We start from the raw sequence: 22,798 nt of genomic DNA, 5'->3' as shown, positions 1-22,798 counted from the left end.
CCGGTCGCCGCGCCGGGCTCGTGCCGGTCGCCGCGCCGCGCCGCGGTCGTGCCGGTCGCCGCGTCGCGGTCGTGCCGGTCGCCGCGCCGCGCCGGTCGCCGGGGTACTCGCCGTCGGAACCCGGGAGACGACCACGCCGGACAGCGTGCACGAGCTCGGGCTGCCGGTCCGGCCGCGCTGAGTTCCATTTCGGCCGTGACGGATCTGGTTCGCGATCTCCGACGTTCGCCGACCGGATCCGTCGTGTCTCGCGTCGGGAACCGCCGTCCGGTCCGGCGTCCGCCGCGCCGTGGACGGGCCACACCGGGCATCGTGGTTAGGCTGAGCGGGTGCTGGTACTCACGCGGAAGGTCGGCGAGCGGATCCTCATCGGGGACGACATCGTCATCACGGTGCTCGACTCCCGGGGCGACGGCGTCCGCATCGGCATCGATGCCCCCCGTGGCGTCAAGATCCAGCGCGAGGAAGTGGTCCGCGCGGTGACCGAGGCCAACGTCGAGGCCAGCCGGTCCGCGTCCGACGACGCCGAGGCACGGCTGCGCGCAGCGCTCGGCGGGTCTGCGTCGGGCGGGTCTGCGTCGGGCGGGTCGCCCGCTCCCACGGACGACCCGACCGCCTGAGCCCCTAGGGGCGGGGCTTCTTCTCCTGCTCGGGCAGCCGTCCTGCAGCGCGCTCCGCGGCGAACCACGCGGCGGCCTCCTCTTGACGCGCGCGCTCCTCGCCCAGGGCGATCGGTGCGCGGACGTGTCCGGGCTCGTACCCGAAGGTGTCGAGCAGTTGCGGGACGAGCGGGCGGAGCCGTGCGACCAGGCGGTCGATGGACGCCGACACCGCGCGGGCACGCTGAGCGGAGAGCCGCCCGTGCACGAGGTACCAGTCCAGGTGCTGCTCGAGCAGCCCGAGCGCGAACAGGTCACGGAGCCAGACGAGCACGCGGCGGGTGTCGCCCTCGGGGACCTCGTCGATCGCGGCCGTGAAGGCATCCCACTGCATGAGCTCGGCGTGCGCCCTGGCGGCCTCGATGAGCTCGTGCTGCGATCGGTTCAGCTGCTGGGCCGCACGGGCGCGGTCCTTGCCGGCGGTGTTCAGCCGCATGCCGATCTCGGCCACCATCGTCTCGACCCGGCCGGCGAGCAGCGTCCGCTGGGTGGCGCCGTCGCGGAGGTCCGTGACGCTCGCGGCGAGGGAACCGCGGTCCGCGACCGTCTGACCCAGTCGGCGGATGCCCGAGGCGTCCGCGAGCTTCGCGCCGACCTGCGCGGCGACGAACTTCGCGGTCGAGGCCGCGTCACGCGGGGCCTTCTTCCGGAAGTCGGTGAGCAGGCGCTTGCCGACGAGCTGCAGCAGCACGGTGTTGTCGCCCTCGAACGTCACGTAGACGTCGAGGTCGGCGCGCAGGCTGGTGAGCCGGTTCTCGGCGAGGAAGCCCGCGCCGCCACAGGCCTCGCGGCACTCCTGCAGCGTGTCGAGTGCCGACCACGTGGAGAGCGACTTGAAGGCCGCGGCCTGGGTCTCCAGGTCCTCGCGGCGCTCCGGAGTGTCCAGACGGCCGCTGAAGACGTCGTCGAACGTGCGGAGCAGCTGCTCGTGCGCGAACGACTGCGCGAAGACCGTTGCCAGGCGGGGGATGAGCCGGCGCCGGTGGCGGCCGTAGTCGAGCAGCACGCCCTCGGTGCCGCCGCCGGTCGGGAACTGCCGACGTTCCATGGCGTAGGTCAGGGCGATCTGCAGCCCGATCTTCTGCGCCACCACGGCGGCGCCGTCCAGTGAGACACGTCCCTGCACCAGCGTGCCGAGCATCGTGAAGAAGCGGCGACCGGGGGAGTCGATCGGGGAGCTGTACGTGCCGTCCTCGGCGACGTCGCCGTACCGGTTCAGCAGGTTCGTGCGGGGGATGCGGACGTGGTCGAAGTGCAGACGACCGTTGTCGATGCCGTTGAGGCCGCCCTTGACGCCGTCGTCCTCGCCGCCGACACCCGGCAGGAACTCCCCGTCGTCGTCGCGGAGGGGGACGTAGAACGCGTGCACGCCGTGGTCGACGCCCTGCGTGACGAGCTTGGCGAACACGACGGCCGCCTTGCCGTGCAGCGCGGCGTTGCCGATGTAGTCCTTCCACGCGCCGCGGAACGGCGTGTGCACGACGAACTCCTGCGTGTCCGGGTCGTACGTCGCCGACGTGGCGATGCTCTGCACGTCCGAGCCGTGCCCGGTCTCGGTCATCGCGAAGCAGCCGGGCACGTCGAAGCGGATGATGCCCGGCAGGAACTCGTCGTGGTTCCTGGCCGTGCCGAGGTGGTGCACCGCCGAGCCGAACAGGCCCCACTGCACGCCGGCCTTGATCTGCAGCGACGGGTCCGCGGTCGTCAGTTCCTCGAACGCCGCGAGGTTGCCGCCGTGGTTGTCCTGGCCGCCGAGCTCAACCGGGTAGGGCCGCTGGATCGCCCCGGCGTCGACGAGGACCTGCAGCTGCTCGAAGGCGCGCTGACGGTGCTCGATCGTGCCGAGCCCCTCGGTCTTGTGCAGTGCGGGGTCCAGCACGAGTCGGCGCGAGATCCGGCGGTCCTCGGCCCAGCGTCCGAGCAGGTGCTCCGCGAGCAGGTCCACGTCGATGCGGACCTCGCGGTCGGTGCCGGCCGTCGGGGTCCCGCGTGCCGGGTCGCCGGTCGCGTCGGCCTTCGGGCTCGTGGCGCGCTGCGCACTGTCGGTCTTCGCGCTGTCGGTCTGCTTCGTGCGGGGTGCGATGTCGACCATCGGGGGTGCCTCCTGAACTGCACTGTCCGGTGCCGTCCGCGCGGTGGCGCGCGGAACGACGTTCCTGCACGCAACGCTAGGCACCCTGGCCGTGAGCCGCACGAGAGCGGTGCCGGCACGACAACCCCTGCTGCGGCCGGTGCACGGCGGCTCGTGGGAACCCTCCAATCGCGAGGGCTCCTCGACGACTGGCCGTGCTCCGTGCTCCCGCGCCAGACTGGCCGGCATGTCAGGCACCACCGCCCCGGAGCACGAGGGCACACCCCAGCGCACGTTCTTCGGCCAGCCGTTCGAGTTGTCCACGCCCTTCGCGGTCGAGCTCTGGGAGCGGTTCTCGTTCTACGGGATGCAGGGCATCGTCCTCATCTACATGTACTACTCGCTCACCCGCGGCGGCCTCGGCATCGACCAGACCGTCGCCACCGGGATCATGGGCGCGTACGGCGGGTCGGTGTACCTCTTCACGATCCTCGGCGCCTGGACCGCCGACCGGCTGATCGGGGCGGACCGCACGCTGTTCGGCAGCGCGGTCGTCGTCATGCTCGGGCACATCGCGCTCGCGCTGCTGCCGGGGGTCGCGGGGGTCGGGGTCGGCCTCGTGCTCATCGCCCTCGGGTCCGGTGGCCTGAAGGCCACGGCCACCACGATCGTCGGCGGGCTGTACGCGAAGGAGGACCCCCGCCGTGACGCCGGGTTCTCGCTGTACTACCTCGGCGTGAACATCGGCGCGTTCGCCGGGCCGATCCTCACCGGTCTGCTGCAGAGCCGCGCGGGCTTCCACGTCGGCTTCGGGCTCGCCGCGGTCGGGATGGCTGCGGGTCTCGTGCAGTACGCGCTCCGCCGCCGGAAGCTCCCGGACGTCGTCCGACAGGTCGCGAACCCCCTCGACCGGCGTCGCTACCCCGTCGTGGCCGTCGGCGTCGTGGTCGCCGTCGCGATCGTGGTGACCGCCGTCCTCACGGGGCTGCTCACCGTCGGCACCCTGCCCCTCGTGGTGGTCGCCGTCGTGGTGGTCGCGACGGTGTCCTACTTCATCGTGATCCTGACGAGCGGCATCACCGCCGACGAGCGGTCGCGGGTGTTCGCCTTCATCCCGCTGTTCATCGGCAGCGCAGTGTTCTGGTCGCTGTACCAGCAGCAGTTCACCGTCGTGACGATCTACTCCGACGAGCGGCTCGACCGGATGATCGGCGGCTTCGAGATGCCGGTGTCCTGGGTGCAGTCGATCAACCCGATCATGATCATCGTGCTGTCCGGCGTCTTCGCGGCGCTGTGGACCCGGCTGGGGGACCGTCAGCCGTCCACCCCGACGAAGTTCGCCCTCGGCACGGGGATCATGGGCGTCGCGTTCCTGCTCTTCCTGCCGTTCACCGGGACGGGTCGGAACGGCACCCCCGTGCTCGTCCTCGCCGGCATCCTGCTCGTCTTCACGGTCGCGGAGCTGCTGCTCTCCCCGATCGGCCAGTCCGTCGCCACGAAGCTCGCGCCGCCGAAGTTCCAGACGCAGATGGTGGCGCTCTTCTTCCTGTCGGTGTCGCTCGGCACCGCGGTCACCGGCGTGCTCTCGAAGTACTACGACCCGGAGAACGAGGTGCCGTACTTCGCGGTGCTCGGCTCCGTCGCGGTCGTCGTCGGGCTGCTGCTGCTCGTGACCGCGCGTCCGGTGCTCCGCCTGATGCGCGGCATCCGGTAGCGGTTCCGGTAGCCTGGAGGCGAACCTCGTCGGACCCGCGGAACCAGGAGACCACCATGCTCGAACTCGTCGGCGCAGTCATCATCGGCATCGGCGTCATCGGTGGCGTCGGGACCTGCATGGCCATGGCGGCCATGCTCAAGAGCGGTGGGGACGAGTACTAGGCCTCAGGCTGCTCGGGTTCCACCGGGACCAGTTGACGACTCAGGACGGTCGCGCGCTCGAAGGGGCCGCGGCCGTCCTTCGTGTACACGGTCTCGTCGAACGCCACGGTCCACGACAGCGGTTCCCCGACGCCGGGGTAGCCGACCAGCTGGTTGCCGCCGGGCGCGACGATCACCCCGACGACGTCGCTCGAGCCGATCGAGTCCACCCACTGCTCGCCGCCGGACGCCGCATCGACCACCCGCACCAGCGCACCGATGCCGAGTGCGCCGTGCTGCCCGGTCGCCGCAGGTCGTTTCTTCCGGTTCCACATCACCCGTCGACCGTACCGCGCGCCCCCGGACGCACGATGTCCCGCTGAGATCGCACTCCGTGTCGGCTCGCCGGACGACGAGCCGACACGAAGTGCGATCTCACGCGGACGATGACGACGCAGACGATGACGCGGGCGCGGACGCCGCCGCGAGCACGGGCTCGCGGCGGATCTCCGTCACGGACGAGTGGCCCGTGTCGGGGTGCTTCCGCATCGAGAGCAGGCGCTCCATCGACGGCTCGAGCGCCGTGACCTTGTCGAGCGGCGCACTCACCACGAGCTGGAACCCGAGCCGGAGCCACGCCGTCACGGCACGCCCGGCGAACTCCGAGTCCGCCTTGATGAACGCCTCGTCGAGGAACACCGGCGCGAACCGGGGCCGCGGCCGGGTCTCGTCGCCGAGCTGGTAGCGCAGGGCCGCCCCGACGATGAACGCGACGAGCTCCTGCGTCTCGCCGCCGGACTTGTCGCCGAGGGACGAGTACACGCCCAGGTCGTTGCCCTCGGTGTCGTACCGCACTGCCGTGATCTCCATGTGCCGGCGGACGTCGAGCACCGCGTCGCGCTGGGTCGTGCGGCCGCGGGCGGCGTCCGGCTCGACCCGGATGACGGCCATGAAGCGTCGGAGCCGGCGGAACCGGGTCTCGAGCACGTCGTCGGTCAGCTCGGTGTCGACCGACGCGGAGAGCGCTCGGAGCTCACGGCGGAACTGGGAGACGTCCTCGCGCGTGACCCGGCGGATGACGATCTTCAGGCGGTCCCGGTTCGCGCCGAAGGGCAGGTCGCGGAGGATCTCGTTGACCGGCTCCAGCCGCTCCTCGATCTCCACGACGGCCCGGTCGAAGGCCCCGGCGAGCGGGACGAGGTCCTCGCCGCTCCACTGCGACAACCGACGGCGCCACTCGCTGCGACGGGCGTGCAGGCCGGTCGCGACGATCTGGTCGAGGATGGCCCGGTAGTCCGGGTACGACGCGACCCCGGTGCCGAGGTTCGGGTCGGCCCAGGCGTCCTGGTACCGCTGGAACGTCAGGGTCAGCGCGTGGGACGCGGACGCGGCGCCGTCGAGCGCCTGGGTCAGGCGTTCCTCGAGCCGGCGGCGCAGGCGCTTCGTGGCGTCGTCGAAGCCGTCCACGCCCGACGGGGCGCCGACCTCCTCGAACGTCTCGGCCAGCAGTCGTGCCTGTTCGTCGTCCGGTAGCGCCGCCGGGGCGTCGTCGAAGCGCGACAGGATCTCCGCGGCGGCGTCCTGGCCGTCGACGAGCACCCCGTGGCGCTCCTCGAGCCGCTGCACCGACAGGCGTGCGGCGGCGCGGCGGTCCGCGGCCTCGTCGAGCGAACCGCGGAGCCGGGCCACGGAGGCCCGCAGCGTCCGCAGCCCGTCGTCGGCGGCGAGCACGGCGTCCCGCTCCGCCGACAGCCGAGCCAGTGACGCGTCGACGCCCGCGACGTCGATGCCGTCCCACGTGGTGTCGACCCGGTGCTGGTGCGCGGCACGGAGGGCGTCGAGCGCGGCGATGTCCTGCGCGACGTCGGTGCGCCGGGCCTCCAGTGTCGCCAGGTCCTGCGCGATGGACGCGAGCTCGGTCTCCACCGAGACCACCCGCGCCTCGTTCGTGAACCCGATGACGTTGGCCTGGCGGCGGTCGCCGTGCGCGCCGCGTCGGCCGTCGCGGAGCTGTCCGGACTCGGTCACCCGCCGGCCACCGCCACCGAGTTCGGCGGCGGACGCCACGCACCTGGCGTCGATCCGGTCCGACTCGATGCGCGAGCGCACCCAGGTGCTGAAGGGGGAGTCCTTGATCGCGAGCTTGCCGGACACCATCGCCGGGTCGCCGTCGACGTCGAGGTGCGGACCCGCGGGCACGCCTTCGAACTGCACGCGGACGCTCAGGTGCAGGGCGTCGATCGCGGCGCTGAAGTCGTCGAGCCGGTCCTGGTCGACGAGCAGCGTGCGGGCGACGGGCGCGAGCACGGACTCGATCGCCGTGCGCCAGCGCTCCTCACCGGGCAGGACGTCGAGGAGCTCCGCGACGTAGGGCAGGTCGGCGGGGTCGATGCCCGCCGCCCGTGCCATGGCGACCCGGGCCTCGTGCATCGGCAGCGGCATCGCGCCCTGGCGGTGCTCGAGCGACTGCCGCTCCTGCCGCAGCGAGCGCTCACGGTCGAGCAGCGGGTACTCCTCGCGGGTCAGGGCGTCGCGCCGGGCGTCGAGGTCGTCCCGAGCGGCCGCGAAGGTGCCGAGGAACTCGTGGGACTCCCGCTGCGCCGCGACGAACTCCTGCTCGGACGACACCGACGCCCCGAGCGCCTCCGTCCGCGCCTCGAAGGCGGAGCGCGCGCGGACGACGACGTCGCGCTCCCGCGTGCGGCGGTCGATCCGGTCCTCGAGCTGCGCGAGCGCGTTGCCGCCGGAGTCGCGGAGCCGGCCCTCGGCCTCGCGGAGCTCGATCTCGACGGCGGCGTGCCGGGCGGACGCGGCCTCGACCTCGGCGCGGGCAGCCGTGCGCTCCCGGCCGTTGCGCGCGACCTCGTCGTCGAGCAGCTCCCGCTTCCGCGATGCCGTCCAGTGCGCGAACGGGGACACCTCGGACCCGGTCGCGATCCCGCCGAGGGCGTCGGCCGCGGCCCGGGAGCGCTCGATCTCCAGGTGCAGCTCGGTGATGGGGGAGAGGATCCGGACCTTCCGCTCCTCGGTGTCCATCGCCTCATACGCGTCGTCCAGCGCGGCGAAGTGCGCCAACGCCCGATCGGCGGCCTCGTAGGTTCCGGGGGTCTCGAGCACGAGCGACTTGTACAACGAGTCGACCGTCGGCATGTGCTGCCCGGCCTGGATCCGCGCGAGCAGGCGCATCGCCCGGTTGCCCCCACCGGAGTCGCCGATCCCGAGCCGCGTCTGCAGCGTGTACGCCAGCTCCTGGTAGGTGTCGCGGATCACGAGCCCCGGCACGCGGCCGGTGAGCTCCAGGTGGCTGAACCGCGACGGCACGAAGTCCTCGAGCCGCCGCAGGTCGAAGGCGTCGTCGACCGTCGCCATCGTCATCTGGATGTCGCCGACCCCGCGGGCTCGCTTCGGCACGACGTACGCCCGCAGCACCGTGAACTGGCGCTCGTCGTCGTTGCGGAACGTCACCGCGGCCGCGCCCCACGTCGTCGTGTCGTCGCCGCGCAGGTTGACGTCGCGCAGGCTGCCGGACTCCGGGTCGCGCCGGGTGTCGACCTTGCCGCGCAGGTACGTGAGCAGGTTGCGCTGGTCCGCGCTGCGCGCCCGACCGGTGGTCGCGTCGTTCGAGGCGCCGTTGAACGGCACGTCCGACGGCATCATCACGGCCAGGTAGGCGTCCATCAGCGTGGACTTGCCGGTGCCGGACGCGCCGGAGATGAGGGTCGCGGTGCCGGACAGCTCGATCTGCCGGTGGCCGTGGAAGCCGCCCCAGTTCACGACCTGCATGGACTCGGCGCGCCACTGCGCGACGGTGTCGAACAGCGCGGGGATCCCGCCGTCCATCCGGTGGTCGCTCACGCGGACCCCTCCTCGGTGTCGTCGGTCTCGGCGTCCAGGTCCAGGTCGGCCGGGAGGCTCGGCTCGGCTCCGTCCGGAGCGTCACCACCCGTGGTGGTGGCGTTGGCCAACCACGTGTCGAGTTCGAGCAGCCGCTCGAGGGGGAGCAGGACCTCCACGACGCTCGCGATCCGGAAGCGGTCCGGGTCGCTCGTCCGGAGCAGCACCCGGGCGGTGACGAGCCGTTCGACGGCCTTCGCCACGCGGCCTTCGTCGCGGGTGCGGTCGGTCGCGGTGGCCGGTCGGAACCCCGCCACGTGCGCGAGGATCTCGGACCGGTCGACCACCACCTGGTCGGGGCCCGGCCGGGCGTCGGCGCGCAGACGCATGCGGAGCCACACGAGGACGATCGTCTCCTCGCGCGTGTAGGGCACGTCGCGGAGCAACGTCGGGAAGCCCCGGCGCTGGCTCTCCGACCGGGCCTGGCGTTTCCACGCCACCTCGCGGTCGCGGTCCACGTGCAGCTCGAGGAACAGGTCGTTCAGGCGCGACCGCAGCTGGTGTTCGGCGTCGAGCACCGCCCGCCACTCGTCCGCGTGCGTCCGCGCGCTCACGTACGAGTGCCGCAGCAGTGCAACGAGCGCACGGCGCTGCGGCTCGTCGAGCCGACCCTCGTCGCCCTCGAAGAGGGCGAAGCTCGACGCGTCGCGGTCGTCGTCCTCGGGGACGGTTGCGGCGTCGTCGAAGGGGTCGGTGCCGTCGAACTCGTCCGTCTCGTCGACGGATGCCGGCGTCGTGTCGGTCACCGGGCCTCCAGGGTGTCGTCGTCGTCGCCGGGCGGGACCGGTGCTGCCAGGTCCGCCGTCGGCATGGTGAAGGTGACCGCGGTGCCGTCCGGGCGCACCGTGTGGTGCGGAACGGTGGCGGCCGCGGTCTCGAAGTCGGGACGGCCGGTGAGCAGGTGTGCCAGGCCGAAGAGCTCGACGGGGCGACGGTGCTCGGGCGGCAGCCCGTGGAAGGCGCGGTCGCTGGACCCGGCGGTCCCCGACCGCAGCACGGTGCGGAGCTCTGTGAGCAGCGGGCCGCCGTGGCGACGGAGGGACTCGACGTCGAGCTCCTCGAAGACGTCGTCGTCGGGTTCCTTGATGAGCGGTGGGACCGCCTCGGTGTCGGGGTCGTAGAAGCGCTCGCGCAGGGTGCCGACCTCGGCGACCGGGGGCAGGAGCTCCAGCGGGACACGGTCGCGCGACCCGCCGCCGTCCATGAGCGTGGCGAGCCGGCGGTTGACACTCCGGAGGACGGCGTCGAGCTCGCGGTCCCGGACGACGTCGTGCGCGACGATCTGGTCGCGGAGCGTGCCGGTGAGGAGCCGTCGCTGGGCGAGCACGTCCTCGATGCCCTGGCGCAGGATGCTGACCGTGTTGCGGAAGGTGCGACGTTCGGTGCTGGTCAGCCCGGCGGCGAACGGGTGCTCGAGGATCGTGGCGATGTCGTCGCGGAGGCGCAGGAGCAGGGCATCGTCGCGGAGCAGCTCGAAGGCGCCCTCGAAGGCCCGGCCTTCGGGGGTGGCCTCCATCAGGGTGTCCGTGCGGGCCAGGTAGTCGTCGAGGATCTCGCCGATGGGGCGGACCTCGTTGCGGAAGTCCTCGACGATCTCGCGGTGCATCGACGCCACCGCCTCCTCGACGCGCTTGAAGTCGCTCGGCAGCTGCCGGATCAGGTCGGTGATGTTCGTGTAGCCGTCGCGCATCCGGTCGGCGTCGACCACGGCGGGCTCGTCGCCGGAGGCCAGACGGTCGCGCTCGGCCTGGAGCTCCGCGATCTGGGCGTCGAGGCGGCGGATCTGCACCGCGGGGTCCGGTTCGGCGCGGGCCGCCCAGCGGTGCACGGCGTCGACGATCATCGCCAGACGGCTCTCGCTGATCAGGGCCCGGTCGGAGGACAGGGCGTCGACGAGGCTGAGGGCCTCGAGCGCGTGCGACGTCAGCGAGTACTGCTCGTCGCCGTCGGGGGAGTTCGAGCGGACGAGCCACTGCGCCGTGACCCACTCGCGGCAGAGAGCGCGGCCGTTCGGACGGGTGTCGTCGGATGCACGGTTCGGGTCCTGTGCCTGAGCTGGTGCCGGTGGGGCTGGCTGCTCGCTCGCCGGCGCCCGGGCACCCGTGGCCTGCAGGCGGGTGACGTGCTCCTCGACCTGCAGGTGCATCCGGTCGGCGGGGACGTACTGCACGTCGCGGTCGAACACCGTGCGGAAGACGGCGAGCACGACACCGCTCGTGGGGCGGGACATCAGCCGGAGCGTCGGACGGTCGAGCACGGCACGGACGCGTGCGTACTCGAGGTCGACGTCGGTCATGCTGCCCCTGGTGGTCGGTCGGGTCGTGGTCTGGCTGGTCGCGGGATGCAAAGAGCCCGACGCGGCTGCGTCGGGCTCTTGGCGGTACGTGGGCGATACCAGACTCGAACTGATGACCTCTTCGGTGTGAACGAAGCGCGCTACCAACTGCGCCAATCGCCCCTCGCACTTGCGTGCGGATCGATAGTAGCGGATGCGCGGCGGTGTGCCGAACCGCGTGTCGCCCTCGCGCGCGTCGCGCTGCGCGGCCGGGTCTGCGTTGCTCCGCCTGCCCCGGATCCGCCCGGTGCGAGCTCGACCACTCCGTGCGCTGTCACGAGTTCGCACGGGGTGGTCAGCGGCGCTCGAACGGAGCGACCGAGCACCGTGCGAGGTCCCCGATCCGCATGAACCCGGGGGACACGCCCGGTGAACGGGAAGGATTTTGGAGAAAGGGCCTGGAGTCGGATACAGTTTACGAGTCGCCGCGAGAGCGGACAACGACACGGTGCCAGCCAAAGGCACTTGCGGATGTGGCGCAGTGGTAGCGCATCACCTTGCCAAGGTGAGGGTCGCGAGTTCGAATCTCGTCATCCGCTCGAGTACTGGCTCCCTCGGGGGCCGGTTTCTCACCAGAGGGTATCCCACCGTTCGGGTACTCACGGAGACGTGAACCTCGATGGTGGGGTGGCCGAGAGGCTAGGCAGCGGCCTGCAAAGCCGTCCACGCGGGTTCGAATCCCGTCCCCACCTCCAAGACTCTGTCGGACCTCGGTCTGCAGGGACTCTCTGGGCGATTGGCGCAGCGGTAGCGCGCTTCCCTGACACGGAAGAGGTCACTGGTTCGATCCCAGTATCGCCCACGAAACGAAAACCCCCGGAAATCCGGGGGTTTTCGTGTTTTCCGGGTACGTCTCGAGGTTGCGGGCGGACGTCGCCTTGTCCCTCCACGGTGCTCGAAGATCCGACTCACCGTGTCCTCGTCGACGGGTCGGTCAGATGTCCCTGCGCACCTCACACATGTCCCACGGCTACCGCCGGACCGCGGGCCGCTTCGCATGCCGGGAAGTTCACGTCGGGACACCGCGACCGCGGGACGAAGGAGCACGGCGACCGTTGGGACACAGGAGGATCCGGAAGGCTCAGGTCATGGGGTGGATGAAGCAAGCGCCGACGTGGGTGGCCGGCGTCATCATGGCGGTCCTGTTCGCCGTCGTGTGGTTCGGGGTGACGTTGATCACGAGCCCGGAACTCGACCTCGGAACTCGAGCACTGGTGTCCGGAATCGTCGGCGCGATGTACGGACTCGGCATGGGAATCTGGCTCGGCCTCGCACGCCGTAGGTATGGCCGCGTGGCTCAGCATCCGGAGTTCAGCCGCGCTGTCCGCCGCGGCACCGTCCCACCGGACGTGGACACCACCGAGTGGCGTCGCGCAGTACTCGCACATCAGCAGCAGTACCGGCCCCTCCGGTGGGCGGCGCCAGCGCTCTACCTGCCGATGACCGCACTCGCCATCTGGCTGGCGGTCACCGGGCAGCCGCTGTTCTGGGTCGGCGCCGCGTTCTTCCTCGCCATCGGCATCTCCACCGTCATCGTCACACCGCGAGTGCTCCGCAACACCGACACGATGCTCGGCGAGCTCGACCGACGCGAGCACACGCTGCGGCCGACGCCCGAACGTGGGACTGCCACCTGAGTCAGCCCGCTCATAGAGTCAGCGGACCGGAAGGACGCACCACCGCATGACTCGATGGACACACCCGTTCGCTGCGGCATTCCAGCGGCCGAGGGACCTCGTGCCGACTCGGCCCGTGGACGCGCCTCCGGTGCTGTCCTTCGATGACGCGCTTCACCGCCTTCGCGCGCAGGCGCTCGCGGACTTCACGGTCCGTCGCGACGCGGGCGGCTACATCTCCGGGTCCCGACGGGAGAAGCCATTGACCTGGGACGACCTCGAGCAGTCGCTGCACGAGAAGCTCGACTCGTACCGGCAAGCACCCGGGGCGTTCGTTCTGCAGCTCGGCGTCGAGGTGCAGAAGCCCACGCCATGGTGGCGGCACGTCGGGCTCGGCCTCGACGAGTACCTCGACCGGACACCGGGCCGGTCACCGGTCGGAACCGTCGTCTGGTCACCCGCACCGGCGGCACTCGATGACCTCATCTTCGGTGACCTGTTCTCACTGCCCGGGCAGTACCCGAAGTGGGTGTCCGAGTCGATGGGGAACGTCCGCCGCGAGTACGGCATCAACTCCGCGTTCGCCCTCGCCCCCGAGGTGCCGCTCCGGTGGGCAAGCCGCGTCCGCATCGTGCAGGTCACCGCCGCACTCGAACGGCAGCGCAGCGACCACATCACCGCACTGCAACAGCAGGCGGAGGCCGAAGGCGAGTCGGGCTACCGTGCCTTCGACATGTGGCACAACCGACACGCGCAGACGGTGTTCATGACGCCCGCGCTCGGCCGCCGGATTCTCCGCGCACGCAGCGTTCCGGAGCTCGCCGACCTCCTGGTCGGCAGCATCCCGTGGCTCACCGACGAGGACGTCACCGAGCAGCAGCTGCGGAACACCCTCGCGGTCTCCGTCGCCCCGCCGGCCGTCCGCCGCTGACCTCAGGGGTACTGCCGCACGCCGAACTCGGCGAGGATGCCCTCGATGGTCGTCCCGAGGAACACCGCGGTCCGTTCGTACTTGACCTGCAGCCGGGCCCGCGTCGTCTCGTCGGCGATGGTTGCGAGCCGAGCGGGGTCACCGTTGTGGCTGATGTCGGCTCGCTTCACCCGGAGTGCGATGCCCGACGGATCGGCGACGACCCGAGCGATCGACTGCTCGAGCGTCTCGCCACGGCGCTTCGTCACCGCGTCGACCGCGAGGACCTGGTCCACGGTGAACCCCATCGCCCGGAGTTCGGCGAGGGTGATGTCGGTGTCCTCGACGACGTCGTGGAGGAACCCGACGACCTGCTCATCGTCGGTGGTGAGCCGCTCTGCGACGGCGGTCGGATGCTCGATGTACGGCCGGCCGACCTTGTCGACTTGCCCGGCGTGCGCGCGGGTCGCCACCTCGTGAGCCAGTCGCACCAGGTCCGTCGTCATGACATCAGCGTGGCACGACCAGCCGACAGGCCGACAGCGCCGAGAGGATGGCGTCCACCTGACCACTGGTCGGAGCAGCGTCGACGAGGAGCGGAGCAACGGGCACCTCGCTCAGAGTCAGGAGTCCGCCGACGGTGAAGACCGTCCGACCGGCGGCGGCGACCGCTGTGCTCGCCTCGTGCAGTGACGCACCGACGAGAGGCGCGCCCGGGAGCGAGAGCGGACGCCGACGGGGACGTCGTCGTGGTGCGCCGCATCAGTCCGTCGCCCGCGACCGACGCTCGACCACGTGCACGCGCACCCCGACGTCGGCGATCCGTTCGAGCTCCTCCGGGTCCGCCCCGTCGTCGGTGACGAGGTCGTGGACACCACGCATGCCGACCACGGGTGCGAGTGTCGTCCGGCCGATCTTCGACGAGTCGGCCACGACGATCGTCCGCTGGGCGTTGCCGATCATCGCCGCGTTCGTCCTGGCCTCGGTCTCGTCGTGGGTGGTGGCACCGCCGACGGCGCTCACCCCGTCCATGCCGACGATCGCAGCCCCGACGTTCATCGCCGCGAAGGCGTTCTCGGCCAGGACACCGACGAGTTCGAACGAGTGCGGCCGGATCGTGCCCCCGGTCATCACGACGCGCAGGTTTGGTCGGGCACCGATCTCGCTGGCGGTCGTGAGCGAGTTCGTCACGATGGTCAGTCCGTTCCGGAAGACCAGGGACCGGGCGACGCTCGCGGCCGTGGTGCCACCGCCGATCGCCACGGCGAAGGGACCGTCGGGCAGGAGTGCGGCTGCAGCCCGTCCGATGCGCTGCTTCACGCCGCGCGACTGCCCCTCCCGCAGGCGGACCGGGATCTCCGACGTCGGCACCGCGATCCGGGCACCGCCGTGCGTCCGCGCCAGCAGCCCCTGCTGCTCGAGGTCGGCGAGGTCACGCCGGGCGGTCGCGGGGGAGACCCCGAGCGTGGTGACGAGGTCCTGCAGGGTCACGGCGCCCTGGTCCGTGAGGAGCTCGAGGATCGCGAGCATCCGGCGGGACCGCTTGCCCGAGCCCGAGGCCGGAGACGCCGACGCGAGCGCGGAAGCGGAGTCGTCGACCATGAGAGCGAGCGTAGCGGTCAGTCATTCTGATCGTTTCGCTCGGAATGCTGGTCGAATCACGGCAGAGGTTCCAGGATTCCTGAGCATGACCCGTGTGCCCTCCACCGGCGCCGGCAGTGCCGTGTTCCCCACGAGAGCTGCTGGCCGAGCTTGTCCGACGCGATGACGAAGGAGTCCGCAGTGACACGAACAGGTACCCGCCGCGTCCCGGCCAGCCGTCGCCGTCGCGCGCGGTGGGTCGCCGCGGCCGCCGTCCTGGCGGTGACCGCGACAGCGCTCGCCGGCTGCGCCACACGAGGCGCGACGACCCTCGACACGGACGCGCCCGTGCACCTCACGATGTGGTCGGGGCAGAGCGACCAGGCCGAGAAGCTGCTGCAGGCCCTCGTCGACGAGTACGAGCGCGACCACCCGAACGTGACGATCGACATGTCGCCGGGCGCCTCCTCGACGGACGAGCTGCTGCAGAAGCTCGCGGCGTCCTTCGCGGGCAACGACTCGCCGGACATCTCGTACACCTTCGGGTCGTGGGCGAGCCAGCTCGAGCGGTCGGACCGTACGCTCGACCTCCGCGAGACCGTCGCCGAACCCGACGTGCACTGGGACGAGTTCACCGCCGCGGCGCGCAACACCGCACAGCCGACCGGTGGCAAGGTCATCGGGTTCCCGGCGGTGGTGGACAACATCTCGCTGCTCTACAACACCAAGGTCTTCGACCGCGCCCACCTCGCGTACCCGACGGCGGACTGGACGTGGGCGGACTTCCGGAAGGCCGCGAAGCAGCTCACGGACAAGGACAGCAACACGTTCGGCTACGGCTACTCGGTGTCCGGCAGCGAGGAGACCACCTGGCAGATGTGGCCGCACCTCTGGCAGAACGGCGGCTCCATCTTGTCGAAGGGCGGCAAGCGGGCCGCGTTCGACTCCCCGGCCGGCGTCGAGTCGCTCGGGTTTCTCCGCGACATGGCCGTGAAGGACAAGAGCGTCTACCTCGACCAGACGGACACGAAGTTCGCGCAGCTGTTCGAGAGCGACCGGATCGGGATGATCACCTCCGGACCGTGGGAGCTCTCCGCGCTGAAGACCGCCGGCACGTCCTACGGCGTCGTCCAGCTCCCCGGGACCGACGGCGACCACCAGACCGTCTCAGGTCCCGACCTCTGGACCCTCTTCGACAACCACGACGTGAACCGTGCCTACTGGGCGACGGACTTCACCACCTGGCTCACCGCGAAGGAGCAGGACGAACGGTTCAACGTCGCGGTGGGCAACCTGCCGCTGCGCTCGAGCGAGGCGACCAGCGAGGCGTTCCTGAAGCAGGCGAAGGCGCTCCCCGGACTCGACGTCATGCAGGCCAACTCTGCGAACGCGAAGCAGACCAGGCCGACCGTCCCCGGGTACAACGGCCTGTCCGAAGCGTTCGGCAACGCCGTCGCCCACGTCCTCCAGGGCGAGGGCACCCCGAAGACCGCACTGCGGCAGGCGAGCGTCGCCGCCGACAAGGCCCTCCGCCAAGGCTAGGACGACCCATGACCACGTTCGCACTCCGCCCCACCGAACCCGCGAAGCGCCCGGACGACCCCGGGAAGGCCCGACGGCGCCGTCGGTCCGCCGCATCCGTCCGCGAAGGACTCGCGGGCTGGGGCTTCGTCGGCCCTGCACTGCTCATCGTGCTCGGGCTCACCGTCTTCCCCGGTGTGTGGGCCCTGCTTTTGTCGTTCCAGAGCTGGGACGGCTTCAGCCCGGCGACCTTCATCGGCGGGCAGAACTACGCCGACCTGGTGACCGACGAGGGCGTCCGCGCCGCCGTCGTGCACACGGTCCTCTACACCGTGCTCTTCGTGCCGGCCTCGTTGCTCCTCGGACTGGCCCTCGCCGTCGCCCTGAACCGGCGCATCCGCTTCATCGGGCTCTACCGCACCGCGATCTTCGTGCCGTTCGTCGCCTCTGCGGCCGCCACCGGCATCCTGACCACGTACCTGTTCAGCCCGCAGTTCGGCATCGTGAACAACGTGCTGCGGGTCCTGCACCTGCCGCAGCAGGGCTGGCTGGAGGACCGCGGCGAGGCCATGCTCGTGATCGTCATCATGTCGCTCTGGGGCCAGGCCGCGTTCACGACCGTGATCTACCTCGCGGCGCTGCAGGACGTCCCGGGAGACGTGATCGAGGCGGCCCGGATCGACGGCGCGAACGCGTGGCAGACGTTCTGGCGAGTGGTCTGGCCGCACCTCGGCCCGGTCACCGCGTTCGTCGCGATCTACCAGACCCTCCAGGCGGTGCAGCTCTTCGACCTCGTCTACGCCACCACCCGCGGCGGCCCCCTCGACGCCACGCAGACGATCGTCTACTACCTCTGGAAGACCGCGTTCCAGAACCTCCAGTTCGGCTACGGCTCGGCGATCGCCTACGGGATGTTCTTCGTCACCCTCGTCGCCACCGTCGTCGTCACGCTCGTGCAGCGCCGCGCAGGAAGGACCCCCTCCTGATGTCCACCGAGACCCAGGTCCTCGACACCCCGCTCCGACAGGGGGTCGTGACGAGCTCCCGCCCGGACGGCGCCGTGCGCCGCCGCCGCTGGCCCTTCAGCCCGTGGCACCTGCTGCTCCTGCCGGTGTCACTGCTCTTCCTGCTGCCGTTCGTCGAGATGTTCCTGACGTCCGTCGAACCGGCGTCGGAGATCAACCGGTTCCCGCCGTCGTTCATCCCGACGCAGTTCACGCTCGGCGGGTACGCGCGGCTCTTCGCCGACTCCGACATCCTGCACTGGCTGCTCAACACGGTGATCGTCTCGGCGTCGGCGATCGTGTCGCACCTCGTGCTCTGCTCGCTCGCCGGCTACGGCTTCGCGCGGCTGCGGTTCCCGGGGCGCACGTTCGGCTTCCTCGCGATCCTGGCGACGATCATGATCCCGTCGCAGCTGCTGATGATCCCGACGTACGTGATGTTCGCCCGGCTGCACCTGGTCGACCACCTCGGCGCAGCGATCGTCCCGTGGCTCGCGTCCGCGTTCGGCATCTTCCTGATGCGCCAGTTCTTCCTGTCGCTGCCGGCGGAGCTCGAGGAAGCGGGGATGATCGACGGCTGCAACCGGCTGCAGGTCTTCTTCCGCATCGTGCTGCCGCTCGCACGCCCGGCCCTGGCGACGCTGGCGATCTTCACGCTGCTGGGCTCGTGGAACGACCTGGTCTGGCCGCTCGTCGCCATCAACAACGACCATGCCTTCACGCTGCAGCTCGGCCTCACCAACTTCCAGGGGTCCAGGCGGACCGACTGGTCGTTGCTCATGGCAGGCAACGTCGTCGCGACGCTCCCGCTCATCCTGCTGTTCCTGGTCGCCCAGAAGCAGTTCGTCGCGACCATGGCGTCGGCGGGCCTCAAGGGCTGACCGCCGACGAGCCCGACGAGCCCGACGACCCGCCACCACCGGAACGGAAGACCATGACCACAGACGTCACCATCCCCGCCAGCGCCACCCTCGCTGAGATCCACCAGCAACCGCAGGCGTGGCGTGACCTCGCCGTGCTCCTCGACCGGGCACGGCAGGACCTCGACGCCTTCCTCGGCCGAGCACTCGAGGACCCACGCACCCGCGTGGTCTTCACCGGCGCAGGCACGTCGGCCTTCGTCGGCCGCATCGCCGCCGAGTCGCTGCGCGGTCGGTCCGGACGCCGCTTCGACGCCGTGGCGAGCACCGACCTCGTCGCGGCTCCGCGGACGGTGCTCGCGGAGGACCTCCCCGTCCTGCTCGTCTCGTTCGCCCGGTCGGGCAACTCGCCGGAGAGCGGTGCGGCGACGGAGCTCGTGGACGCGCTGGCCCCCGCCGCACACCACCTCGTCGTGACGTGTGACCCGTCCGGTGCGCTGGCCGTCGCACACCATGACCGCGCGGACTCCTTCGTGCTCGTGATGCCGCCGCAGACCAACGACACCGGCTTCGCGATGACGTCGAGCTTCTCCAGCATGCTGCTCGCCGCCCTCGTGGCGTTCGTCCCGTCGGACGCTGCCGCGCTCGACCGGGTCGTCGCCTCCGGCGAGCGGGCGCTCGGCACCGACGACGCCCTGCACCGGGTCCTCGACGCCTCGCCACGGCGCATCGTCTTCCTGGGCGGTGGCACCCTCGCCGGGCTCGCCGAGGAGTGTGCGCTCAAGACGCTCGAACTGACCGCCGGCGGCATCGCGGCGTTCCACGACACCCCGCTCGGGTTCCGGCACGGCCCGAAGGCGGTGCTCGACGACGACACGGTCGTGGTCGTCCTCCGCTCGGCGGACCCGACCGTGCGCCGGTACGACGACGACATCGTGCGCGAACTCCGAGCCGACCGGCCCGGGCAGGTGGTCGTGGTCGGCTCCGACGGGCTGCAGGGAGCACCCGGGACGGACGTCGACCTCGCCTTCCCCGAGGCGGAGGGACTCGACGACGGCCTCCGCGCCGTCGCGCTCGTCGCCGTCGCGCAGCTCCTCGCGCTGCACGCCTCGGTGCGGCTCGGGTGCACGCCCGACAACCCGTTCCCGGACGGCTCGGTGAACCGGGTCGTCCGGGGCGTCGTCATCCACCCCCTCGACGGCGAGCACGGAGCGCGGGGGTGACCCTGTTCCTCGGCCTCGACGGCGGAGGGACCAAGACGGCCGTCGTGCTCGTCGACACGGACGGCGACGACGGGACGGTCCTCGCGCGGTGGCGGGGCCCGGGGTGCTCCTGGCTCGACGACGGCGTCGACGCTGCGGCCGCCGTCGTCCGGGAGGGGACCCACCAGGTCCTCGCCGCGGCGGGACGGTCCGCCGACGAACTCGGGCACGCGTTCTACGGCCTCCCCGGGCACGGCGAGTCCGCGAGCACCGACCTCCTGCTCGACGCCCTGCCGTGCGACGCCCTCGGGCACGACCGCTCCACCGTCGGCAACGACGTACTCGCCGGGTGGGCCGGCTCCCTCGGCGGCCAGGACGGCATCAACGTCGTCGCGGGCACGGGCTCCATCACCTACGGCGAACGCGGCACGCACACCCACCGCGTCGGCGGCTGGAGTGAACTCATCGGCGACGAGGGCTCCGCGCACTGGGTGGCCCGCCGTGGCCTCAACGCATTCAGCCGGATGGCCGACGGTCGCCTCCCACGGACCGCCTTGTACGGGCTCCTGCGGGAACACACCGGCATCGCAGAGGACCTGGACCTCGTCGGCCTGCTGATGCAGGACCTCCAGGCCGAGCGCGCGGCCGTCGCCGCGTTCTCCCGGGTCGTCACCGCTGCGGCCGCCGCGGGGGACCCCGTGGCCGCCGCGGTCCTCGACGACGCCGTCGACGAGCTCGTCCAGCAGGTCCGCGTCGTCGCGGACCGCATCGGGGACCGTCCGGACGGCGCGCCGACGGCCGTGTCGTCCTCCGGCGGCATGTTCTCCGACGACGGCTTCCGGCACCGGTTCGTCGCGCGAGTGGCAGCCGAACGCGACGCGGGCGCGCGCCCGCGCTTCGCCCTGGTCGAACCGGTGCTGCCTCCCGAGCTCGGCGCGGTCGTCTACGCGATCCGACGTGCCGGGGACCCGGTCCCCGTCACGTGGCGCGACGCGGCCCCCGGCCAGCACTGACCGCGTGGTCGGTGGTGAAGGCGACCAGGCAGGGCCGGGAGGCTCGTTGCGGGTCCGCCACCGAGCCTCCAGGACGGCCGTCTGGTCCGGTCAGGCGACTGCGTCACGCTCCCGCCATGCTCTGGGGGAGACGATGGACACGTCCGGTGACGGTGCTGACGGCTGTGGGGGTCGCCACCGTGCTGATGGTCAGCGGCTGTTCGGTCCACGTCGACGCTTTCCGGACACGTCTCGGCGATGCGGTCCGCGACGCCTGGGAAGGCTGACCCGGCCCCGACGGATCCACGAGGAGTGCGCCGCGACCGCTGCCCCCACAGCAGCGGTCGCGGTCGACCGGATTCCCATCCCACGAACCACTCTGGCCCGGGCGGGGACACCGGACATCAGCCGCGAGGACGAACTGTGTGCCAGCACACAGTCGGTTCAGGTCAGTCGGCCTGGCGGGGGTGACCGGTCGTCGGTTCTGCGGTCGCGTCGAGCCCCGGGTCCATCGCGGGGTCGGCCGAGATGGTCTCCGGCCGGACGGGGAAGTCGTCCATCATGGCCGTGCCGCTCGCCGGGGCTCCGGTCGGGCGGCCGCCGCGCACCCGGTTCTTCACCGCAGCCCACGGACGGGCGAGGCCGGAGCGCGGAGTCCTCTCGCTCGGCGCCTCGACCTCGAGGCCGTAGTACGCACCGACGTGCTCGAGCAGGACCTCCCGCTCCGCCTTGTCGTACGCTCGGCGCTCCCGGGAGAACGCGATGATCGTCGACCAACACGTGAGCAGCAGGACGATGCTGAACGGCAGCGCGGTGGTGATCGCCGCGGTCTTGAGGGCGTTGAGACCACCGCTGAGCAACAGGGCGACCGCGAGGAGTGCGGAGACACCAGCGAAGAACACCCGGAGCCAGTTCTTCGGTTCGATGTCACCGCCGGACGCAATCATCGCCATCACCAGGGAACCGGAGTCCGAGGACGTGACGAAGAAGACGCCGATGAGCAGGATCGCCCCGAAAGTCAGGACGGCCCCTGCGGGCAGGTCGCCGAGGAGCGCGAAGAGGGACCCCTCGACGTCGACCGAGCCGTCGGCCCCGACCAGGCCGCCCGCACCGTCTGTCTGCCGGTGGATCGCCGTGCCGCCGAGGACCGCGAACCACAGGAAGGTGAGCAGCGTCGGCACCAGGAGCACCCCGAACACGAACTGGCGCACCGTTCGTCCCTTCGAGATCCGCGCGATGAAGACCCCGACGAACGGGGCCCAGGACATCCACCAGCCCCAGTAGAACGTGGTCCACGCGCCCTGCCACGCCTCGCCCTCGGCACCCTGCTGAGCGGTGACGTTGAACGAGAGGCCGACGATGTTCTGCAGGTACGACCCGATCGACTGCACGAAGTCCCGGAGCAGGAACTGTGTCGGTCCGACGATGAGCACGAACAGCAGCAGCGCGGCCGCGAGGATGAGGTTGAAGTTCGAGAGGATCTTCATCCCCTTGGTCACGCCGGTCACGAGGGAGACGATGGTCACTGCGGTGATGACCGCGATGATGGCGATCTGGCTGACGATGCTGCTCTCGGCGACGCCGGCGGCCTCGAGACCCGCGCCGATCTGGATGACGCCGAGACCGAGCGAGGTGGCGACGCCGAACAGGGTGCCGACCAGGGCGATGACGTCGATGAGGTTGCCCCAGCCGCCACGGACGCGGTTGCCGAGCAACGGCTCGAGCGCCCACCGGATCGACACCGGCCGCCCCCGGCGGTGGATGGCGTAGGCGAGCGCCAGCCCGAGGACCACGTAGATCGCCCAGGCGTGCAGGCCCCAGTGCAGGAACGTCTGGGTCAGGGCTTGCTGCGCGAGTTCCTTCTCGGTCCCGGCGACCCCGGGGCGCGGTGACGCGAAGTGGCTGAGTGGTTCGGAGACGCCGTAGAACACCAGGCCGATGCCCATGCCCGCGGCGAAGAGCAGGGCGAACCAGGACCCAGTGGAGAACTCGGGCTCGTCCGCGTCCTTCCCGAGCTTGATGTCGCCGTACCGGCTGAAGCCGACGAAGAGGGAGAAGCCGACGAAGAACGCGGCGACCAGGACGTAGTACCAGCTGAAGTTGCGGACGATGCCGTCCTGCAGCCCGAGGAACAGCCCCTCGGCGGTGGAGGGGGAGACGAGGGTGAACGCCACGAAGCCGAGCACGATGACGGCGGCGGGCCAGAACACCCACCGCCGGAGCTGCGGCGTGGTGGTGACGGGTTCGGGCAGGGGTGGAGCTGTGCTTGCCATGCACTCCATGGTGCCTGCTCGCG

The 22,798-nt window shown here is 71.1% G+C and carries 17 protein-coding genes and 4 tRNA genes; 12 read left to right on the top strand and 9 right to left on the bottom strand.

The annotated features are described in order from the left end of the window. Nucleotides 1–329: 329 nt before the first annotated feature. Nucleotides 330–620 carry a carbon storage regulator CsrA gene (gene csrA / locus ITJ54_RS02720; RefSeq protein WP_194625753.1) on the top strand — a complete coding sequence of 97 codons (291 nt, stop codon included), beginning with the start codon at nt 330–332 and terminating at the stop codon, nt 618–620. 4 nt (nt 621–624) lie between these two features. Here the strand turns inward: csrA and ITJ54_RS02715 are convergent, their stop codons facing one another. Beyond that, the gene (locus ITJ54_RS02715) at nt 625–2,751 is read right to left on the bottom strand and encodes an acyl-CoA dehydrogenase (protein WP_194625752.1); all 2,127 of its coding nucleotides are present in this window, start codon (nt 2,749–2,751) and stop codon (nt 625–627) included. Nucleotides 2,752–2,977: 226 nt separating this feature from the next. On the opposite strand from ITJ54_RS02715, the gene ITJ54_RS02710 reads away from it, so the two are divergent. After that, nucleotides 2,978–4,444 (top strand): peptide MFS transporter, encoded by a 1,467-nt coding sequence (locus ITJ54_RS02710; protein ID WP_194625751.1) that lies wholly within the window; start codon nt 2,978–2,980, stop codon nt 4,442–4,444. Nucleotides 4,445–4,604: 160 nt separating this feature from the next. Here ITJ54_RS02710 and ITJ54_RS02705 read toward each other — a convergent pair whose 3' ends face one another. The 5 genes from ITJ54_RS02705 to ITJ54_RS02685 all read right to left on the bottom strand — a co-directional run bounded on the left by ITJ54_RS02705 (nt 4,605) and on the right by ITJ54_RS02685 (nt 10,939). Beyond that, complete coding sequence (locus ITJ54_RS02705; RefSeq protein ID WP_194625750.1) at nt 4,605–4,925, bottom strand: hypothetical protein; 321 nt, start codon at nt 4,923–4,925, stop codon at nt 4,605–4,607. A 97-nt stretch (nt 4,926–5,022) separates the two neighbouring features. Next, the gene (locus ITJ54_RS02700; protein ID WP_194625749.1) at nt 5,023–8,442 is read right to left on the bottom strand and encodes an ATP-binding protein; all 3,420 of its coding nucleotides are present in this window, start codon (nt 8,440–8,442) and stop codon (nt 5,023–5,025) included. Further along, the gene (locus ITJ54_RS02695; RefSeq protein ID WP_194625748.1) at nt 8,439–9,227 is read right to left on the bottom strand and encodes a DUF4194 domain-containing protein; all 789 of its coding nucleotides are present in this window, start codon (nt 9,225–9,227) and stop codon (nt 8,439–8,441) included. The genes ITJ54_RS02700 and ITJ54_RS02695 overlap by 4 nt, the downstream gene beginning before the upstream one ends. Then, the gene (locus ITJ54_RS02690) at nt 9,224–10,777 is read right to left on the bottom strand and encodes a DUF3375 family protein (protein ID WP_194625747.1); all 1,554 of its coding nucleotides are present in this window, start codon (nt 10,775–10,777) and stop codon (nt 9,224–9,226) included. Before ITJ54_RS02690 ends, ITJ54_RS02695 begins: the two co-directional genes overlap by 4 nt. A gap of 89 nt (nt 10,778–10,866) precedes the next feature. Then, nucleotides 10,867–10,939, bottom strand: a tRNA-Val gene (locus tag ITJ54_RS02685). A gap of 344 nt (nt 10,940–11,283) precedes the next feature. Between ITJ54_RS02685 and ITJ54_RS02680 the strand changes: the two genes are divergently transcribed. The 5 genes from ITJ54_RS02680 to ITJ54_RS02660 all read left to right on the top strand — a co-directional run bounded on the left by ITJ54_RS02680 (nt 11,284) and on the right by ITJ54_RS02660 (nt 13,363). Further along, nucleotides 11,284–11,355, top strand: a tRNA-Gly gene (locus ITJ54_RS02680). Nucleotides 11,356–11,437: 82 nt separating this feature from the next. Beyond that, a tRNA-Cys gene (locus tag ITJ54_RS02675) sits at nt 11,438–11,511 on the top strand. A 35-nt stretch (nt 11,512–11,546) separates the two neighbouring features. Further along, nucleotides 11,547–11,618: transfer RNA gene (locus ITJ54_RS02670), tRNA-Val, on the top strand. A 286-nt stretch (nt 11,619–11,904) separates the two neighbouring features. Beyond that, complete coding sequence (locus ITJ54_RS02665; protein WP_194625746.1) at nt 11,905–12,453, top strand: hypothetical protein; 549 nt, start codon at nt 11,905–11,907, stop codon at nt 12,451–12,453. Between the two features lie 241 nt (nt 12,454–12,694). Beyond that, nucleotides 12,695–13,363, top strand: coding sequence for a hypothetical protein (locus ITJ54_RS02660; protein ID WP_194625745.1), 669 nt, complete (start codon nt 12,695–12,697; stop codon nt 13,361–13,363). Between the two features lie 2 nt (nt 13,364–13,365). Here the strand turns inward: ITJ54_RS02660 and ITJ54_RS02655 are convergent, their stop codons facing one another. Continuing rightward, nucleotides 13,366–13,848 carry an HD domain-containing protein gene (locus tag ITJ54_RS02655; RefSeq protein WP_194625744.1) on the bottom strand — a complete coding sequence of 161 codons (483 nt, stop codon included), beginning with the start codon at nt 13,846–13,848 and terminating at the stop codon, nt 13,366–13,368. A 256-nt stretch (nt 13,849–14,104) separates the two neighbouring features. Beyond that, nucleotides 14,105–14,944, bottom strand: a complete 840-nt coding sequence (locus tag ITJ54_RS02650) for a DeoR/GlpR family DNA-binding transcription regulator (protein WP_194625743.1) — start codon at nt 14,942–14,944, stop codon at nt 14,105–14,107. A 180-nt stretch (nt 14,945–15,124) separates the two neighbouring features. On the opposite strand from ITJ54_RS02650, the gene ITJ54_RS02645 reads away from it, so the two are divergent. The 5 genes from ITJ54_RS02645 to ITJ54_RS02625 are packed head-to-tail and all read left to right on the top strand — an operon-like array spanning nt 15,125 to nt 20,523. Then, complete coding sequence (locus ITJ54_RS02645) at nt 15,125–16,465, top strand: extracellular solute-binding protein (RefSeq protein WP_323741571.1); 1,341 nt, start codon at nt 15,125–15,127, stop codon at nt 16,463–16,465. Nucleotides 16,466–16,473: 8 nt separating this feature from the next. After that, on the top strand, nt 16,474–17,430 hold the full coding sequence (locus ITJ54_RS02640) for a carbohydrate ABC transporter permease (RefSeq protein WP_194625741.1): 957 nt from the start codon (nt 16,474–16,476) through the stop codon (nt 17,428–17,430). After that, nucleotides 17,430–18,329: a carbohydrate ABC transporter permease gene (locus tag ITJ54_RS02635; RefSeq protein ID WP_194625740.1), complete on the top strand. Its 900-nt coding sequence runs from the start codon at nt 17,430–17,432 to the stop codon at nt 18,327–18,329. The genes ITJ54_RS02640 and ITJ54_RS02635 overlap by 1 nt, the downstream gene beginning before the upstream one ends. A 53-nt stretch (nt 18,330–18,382) precedes the next feature. Beyond that, entirely contained in the window at nt 18,383–19,531 is a 1,149-nt protein-coding gene (locus tag ITJ54_RS02630; protein WP_194625739.1) for an SIS domain-containing protein, read from the top strand. Then, nucleotides 19,528–20,523, top strand: a complete 996-nt coding sequence (locus ITJ54_RS02625; RefSeq protein WP_194625738.1) for an N-acetylglucosamine kinase — start codon at nt 19,528–19,530, stop codon at nt 20,521–20,523. The genes ITJ54_RS02630 and ITJ54_RS02625 overlap by 4 nt, the downstream gene beginning before the upstream one ends. A 428-nt stretch (nt 20,524–20,951) precedes the next feature. On the opposite strand, the gene ITJ54_RS02620 is transcribed toward ITJ54_RS02625, so the two are convergent. Then, nucleotides 20,952–22,775 carry a BCCT family transporter gene (locus tag ITJ54_RS02620; RefSeq protein ID WP_228508158.1) on the bottom strand — a complete coding sequence of 608 codons (1,824 nt, stop codon included), beginning with the start codon at nt 22,773–22,775 and terminating at the stop codon, nt 20,952–20,954. Between the last annotated feature and the right edge of the window lie 23 nt (nt 22,776–22,798).

The sequence above is a fragment of the Curtobacterium sp. VKM Ac-2865 genome (assembly GCF_015350905.1).
In the GTDB taxonomy this organism is placed as follows: Bacteria; Actinomycetota; Actinomycetes; order Actinomycetales; family Microbacteriaceae; genus Curtobacterium.
Note: the sequence above shows the minus strand (reverse complement) of the source record. Positions and strands in the feature narration are given on the sequence as shown.

Bases quoted from the DNA above. Each gene is read 5' to 3' on its own strand.
- ITJ54_RS02630 (WP_194625739.1), top strand. From the start codon at position 18,383: ATGACCACAGACGTCACCATCCCCGCCAGCGCCACCCTCGCTGAGATC.
- ITJ54_RS02710 (WP_194625751.1), top strand. From the start codon at position 2,978: ATGTCAGGCACCACCGCCCCGGAGCACGAGGGCACACCCCAGCGCACG.
- ITJ54_RS02650 (WP_194625743.1), bottom strand. From the start codon at position 14,944: ATGGTCGACGACTCCGCTTCCGCGCTCGCGTCGGCGTCTCCGGCCTCG.
- ITJ54_RS02620 (WP_228508158.1), bottom strand. From the start codon at position 22,775: ATGGCAAGCACAGCTCCACCCCTGCCCGAACCCGTCACCACCACGCCG.
- ITJ54_RS02715 (WP_194625752.1), bottom strand. From the start codon at position 2,751: ATGGTCGACATCGCACCCCGCACGAAGCAGACCGACAGCGCGAAGACC.
- ITJ54_RS02635 (WP_194625740.1), top strand. From the start codon at position 17,430: ATGTCCACCGAGACCCAGGTCCTCGACACCCCGCTCCGACAGGGGGTC.
- ITJ54_RS02655 (WP_194625744.1), bottom strand. From the start codon at position 13,848: ATGACGACGGACCTGGTGCGACTGGCTCACGAGGTGGCGACCCGCGCG.
- ITJ54_RS02690 (WP_194625747.1), bottom strand. From the start codon at position 10,777: ATGACCGACGTCGACCTCGAGTACGCACGCGTCCGTGCCGTGCTCGAC.
- ITJ54_RS02640 (WP_194625741.1), top strand. From the start codon at position 16,474: ATGACCACGTTCGCACTCCGCCCCACCGAACCCGCGAAGCGCCCGGAC.
- ITJ54_RS02665 (WP_194625746.1), top strand. From the start codon at position 11,905: ATGGGGTGGATGAAGCAAGCGCCGACGTGGGTGGCCGGCGTCATCATG.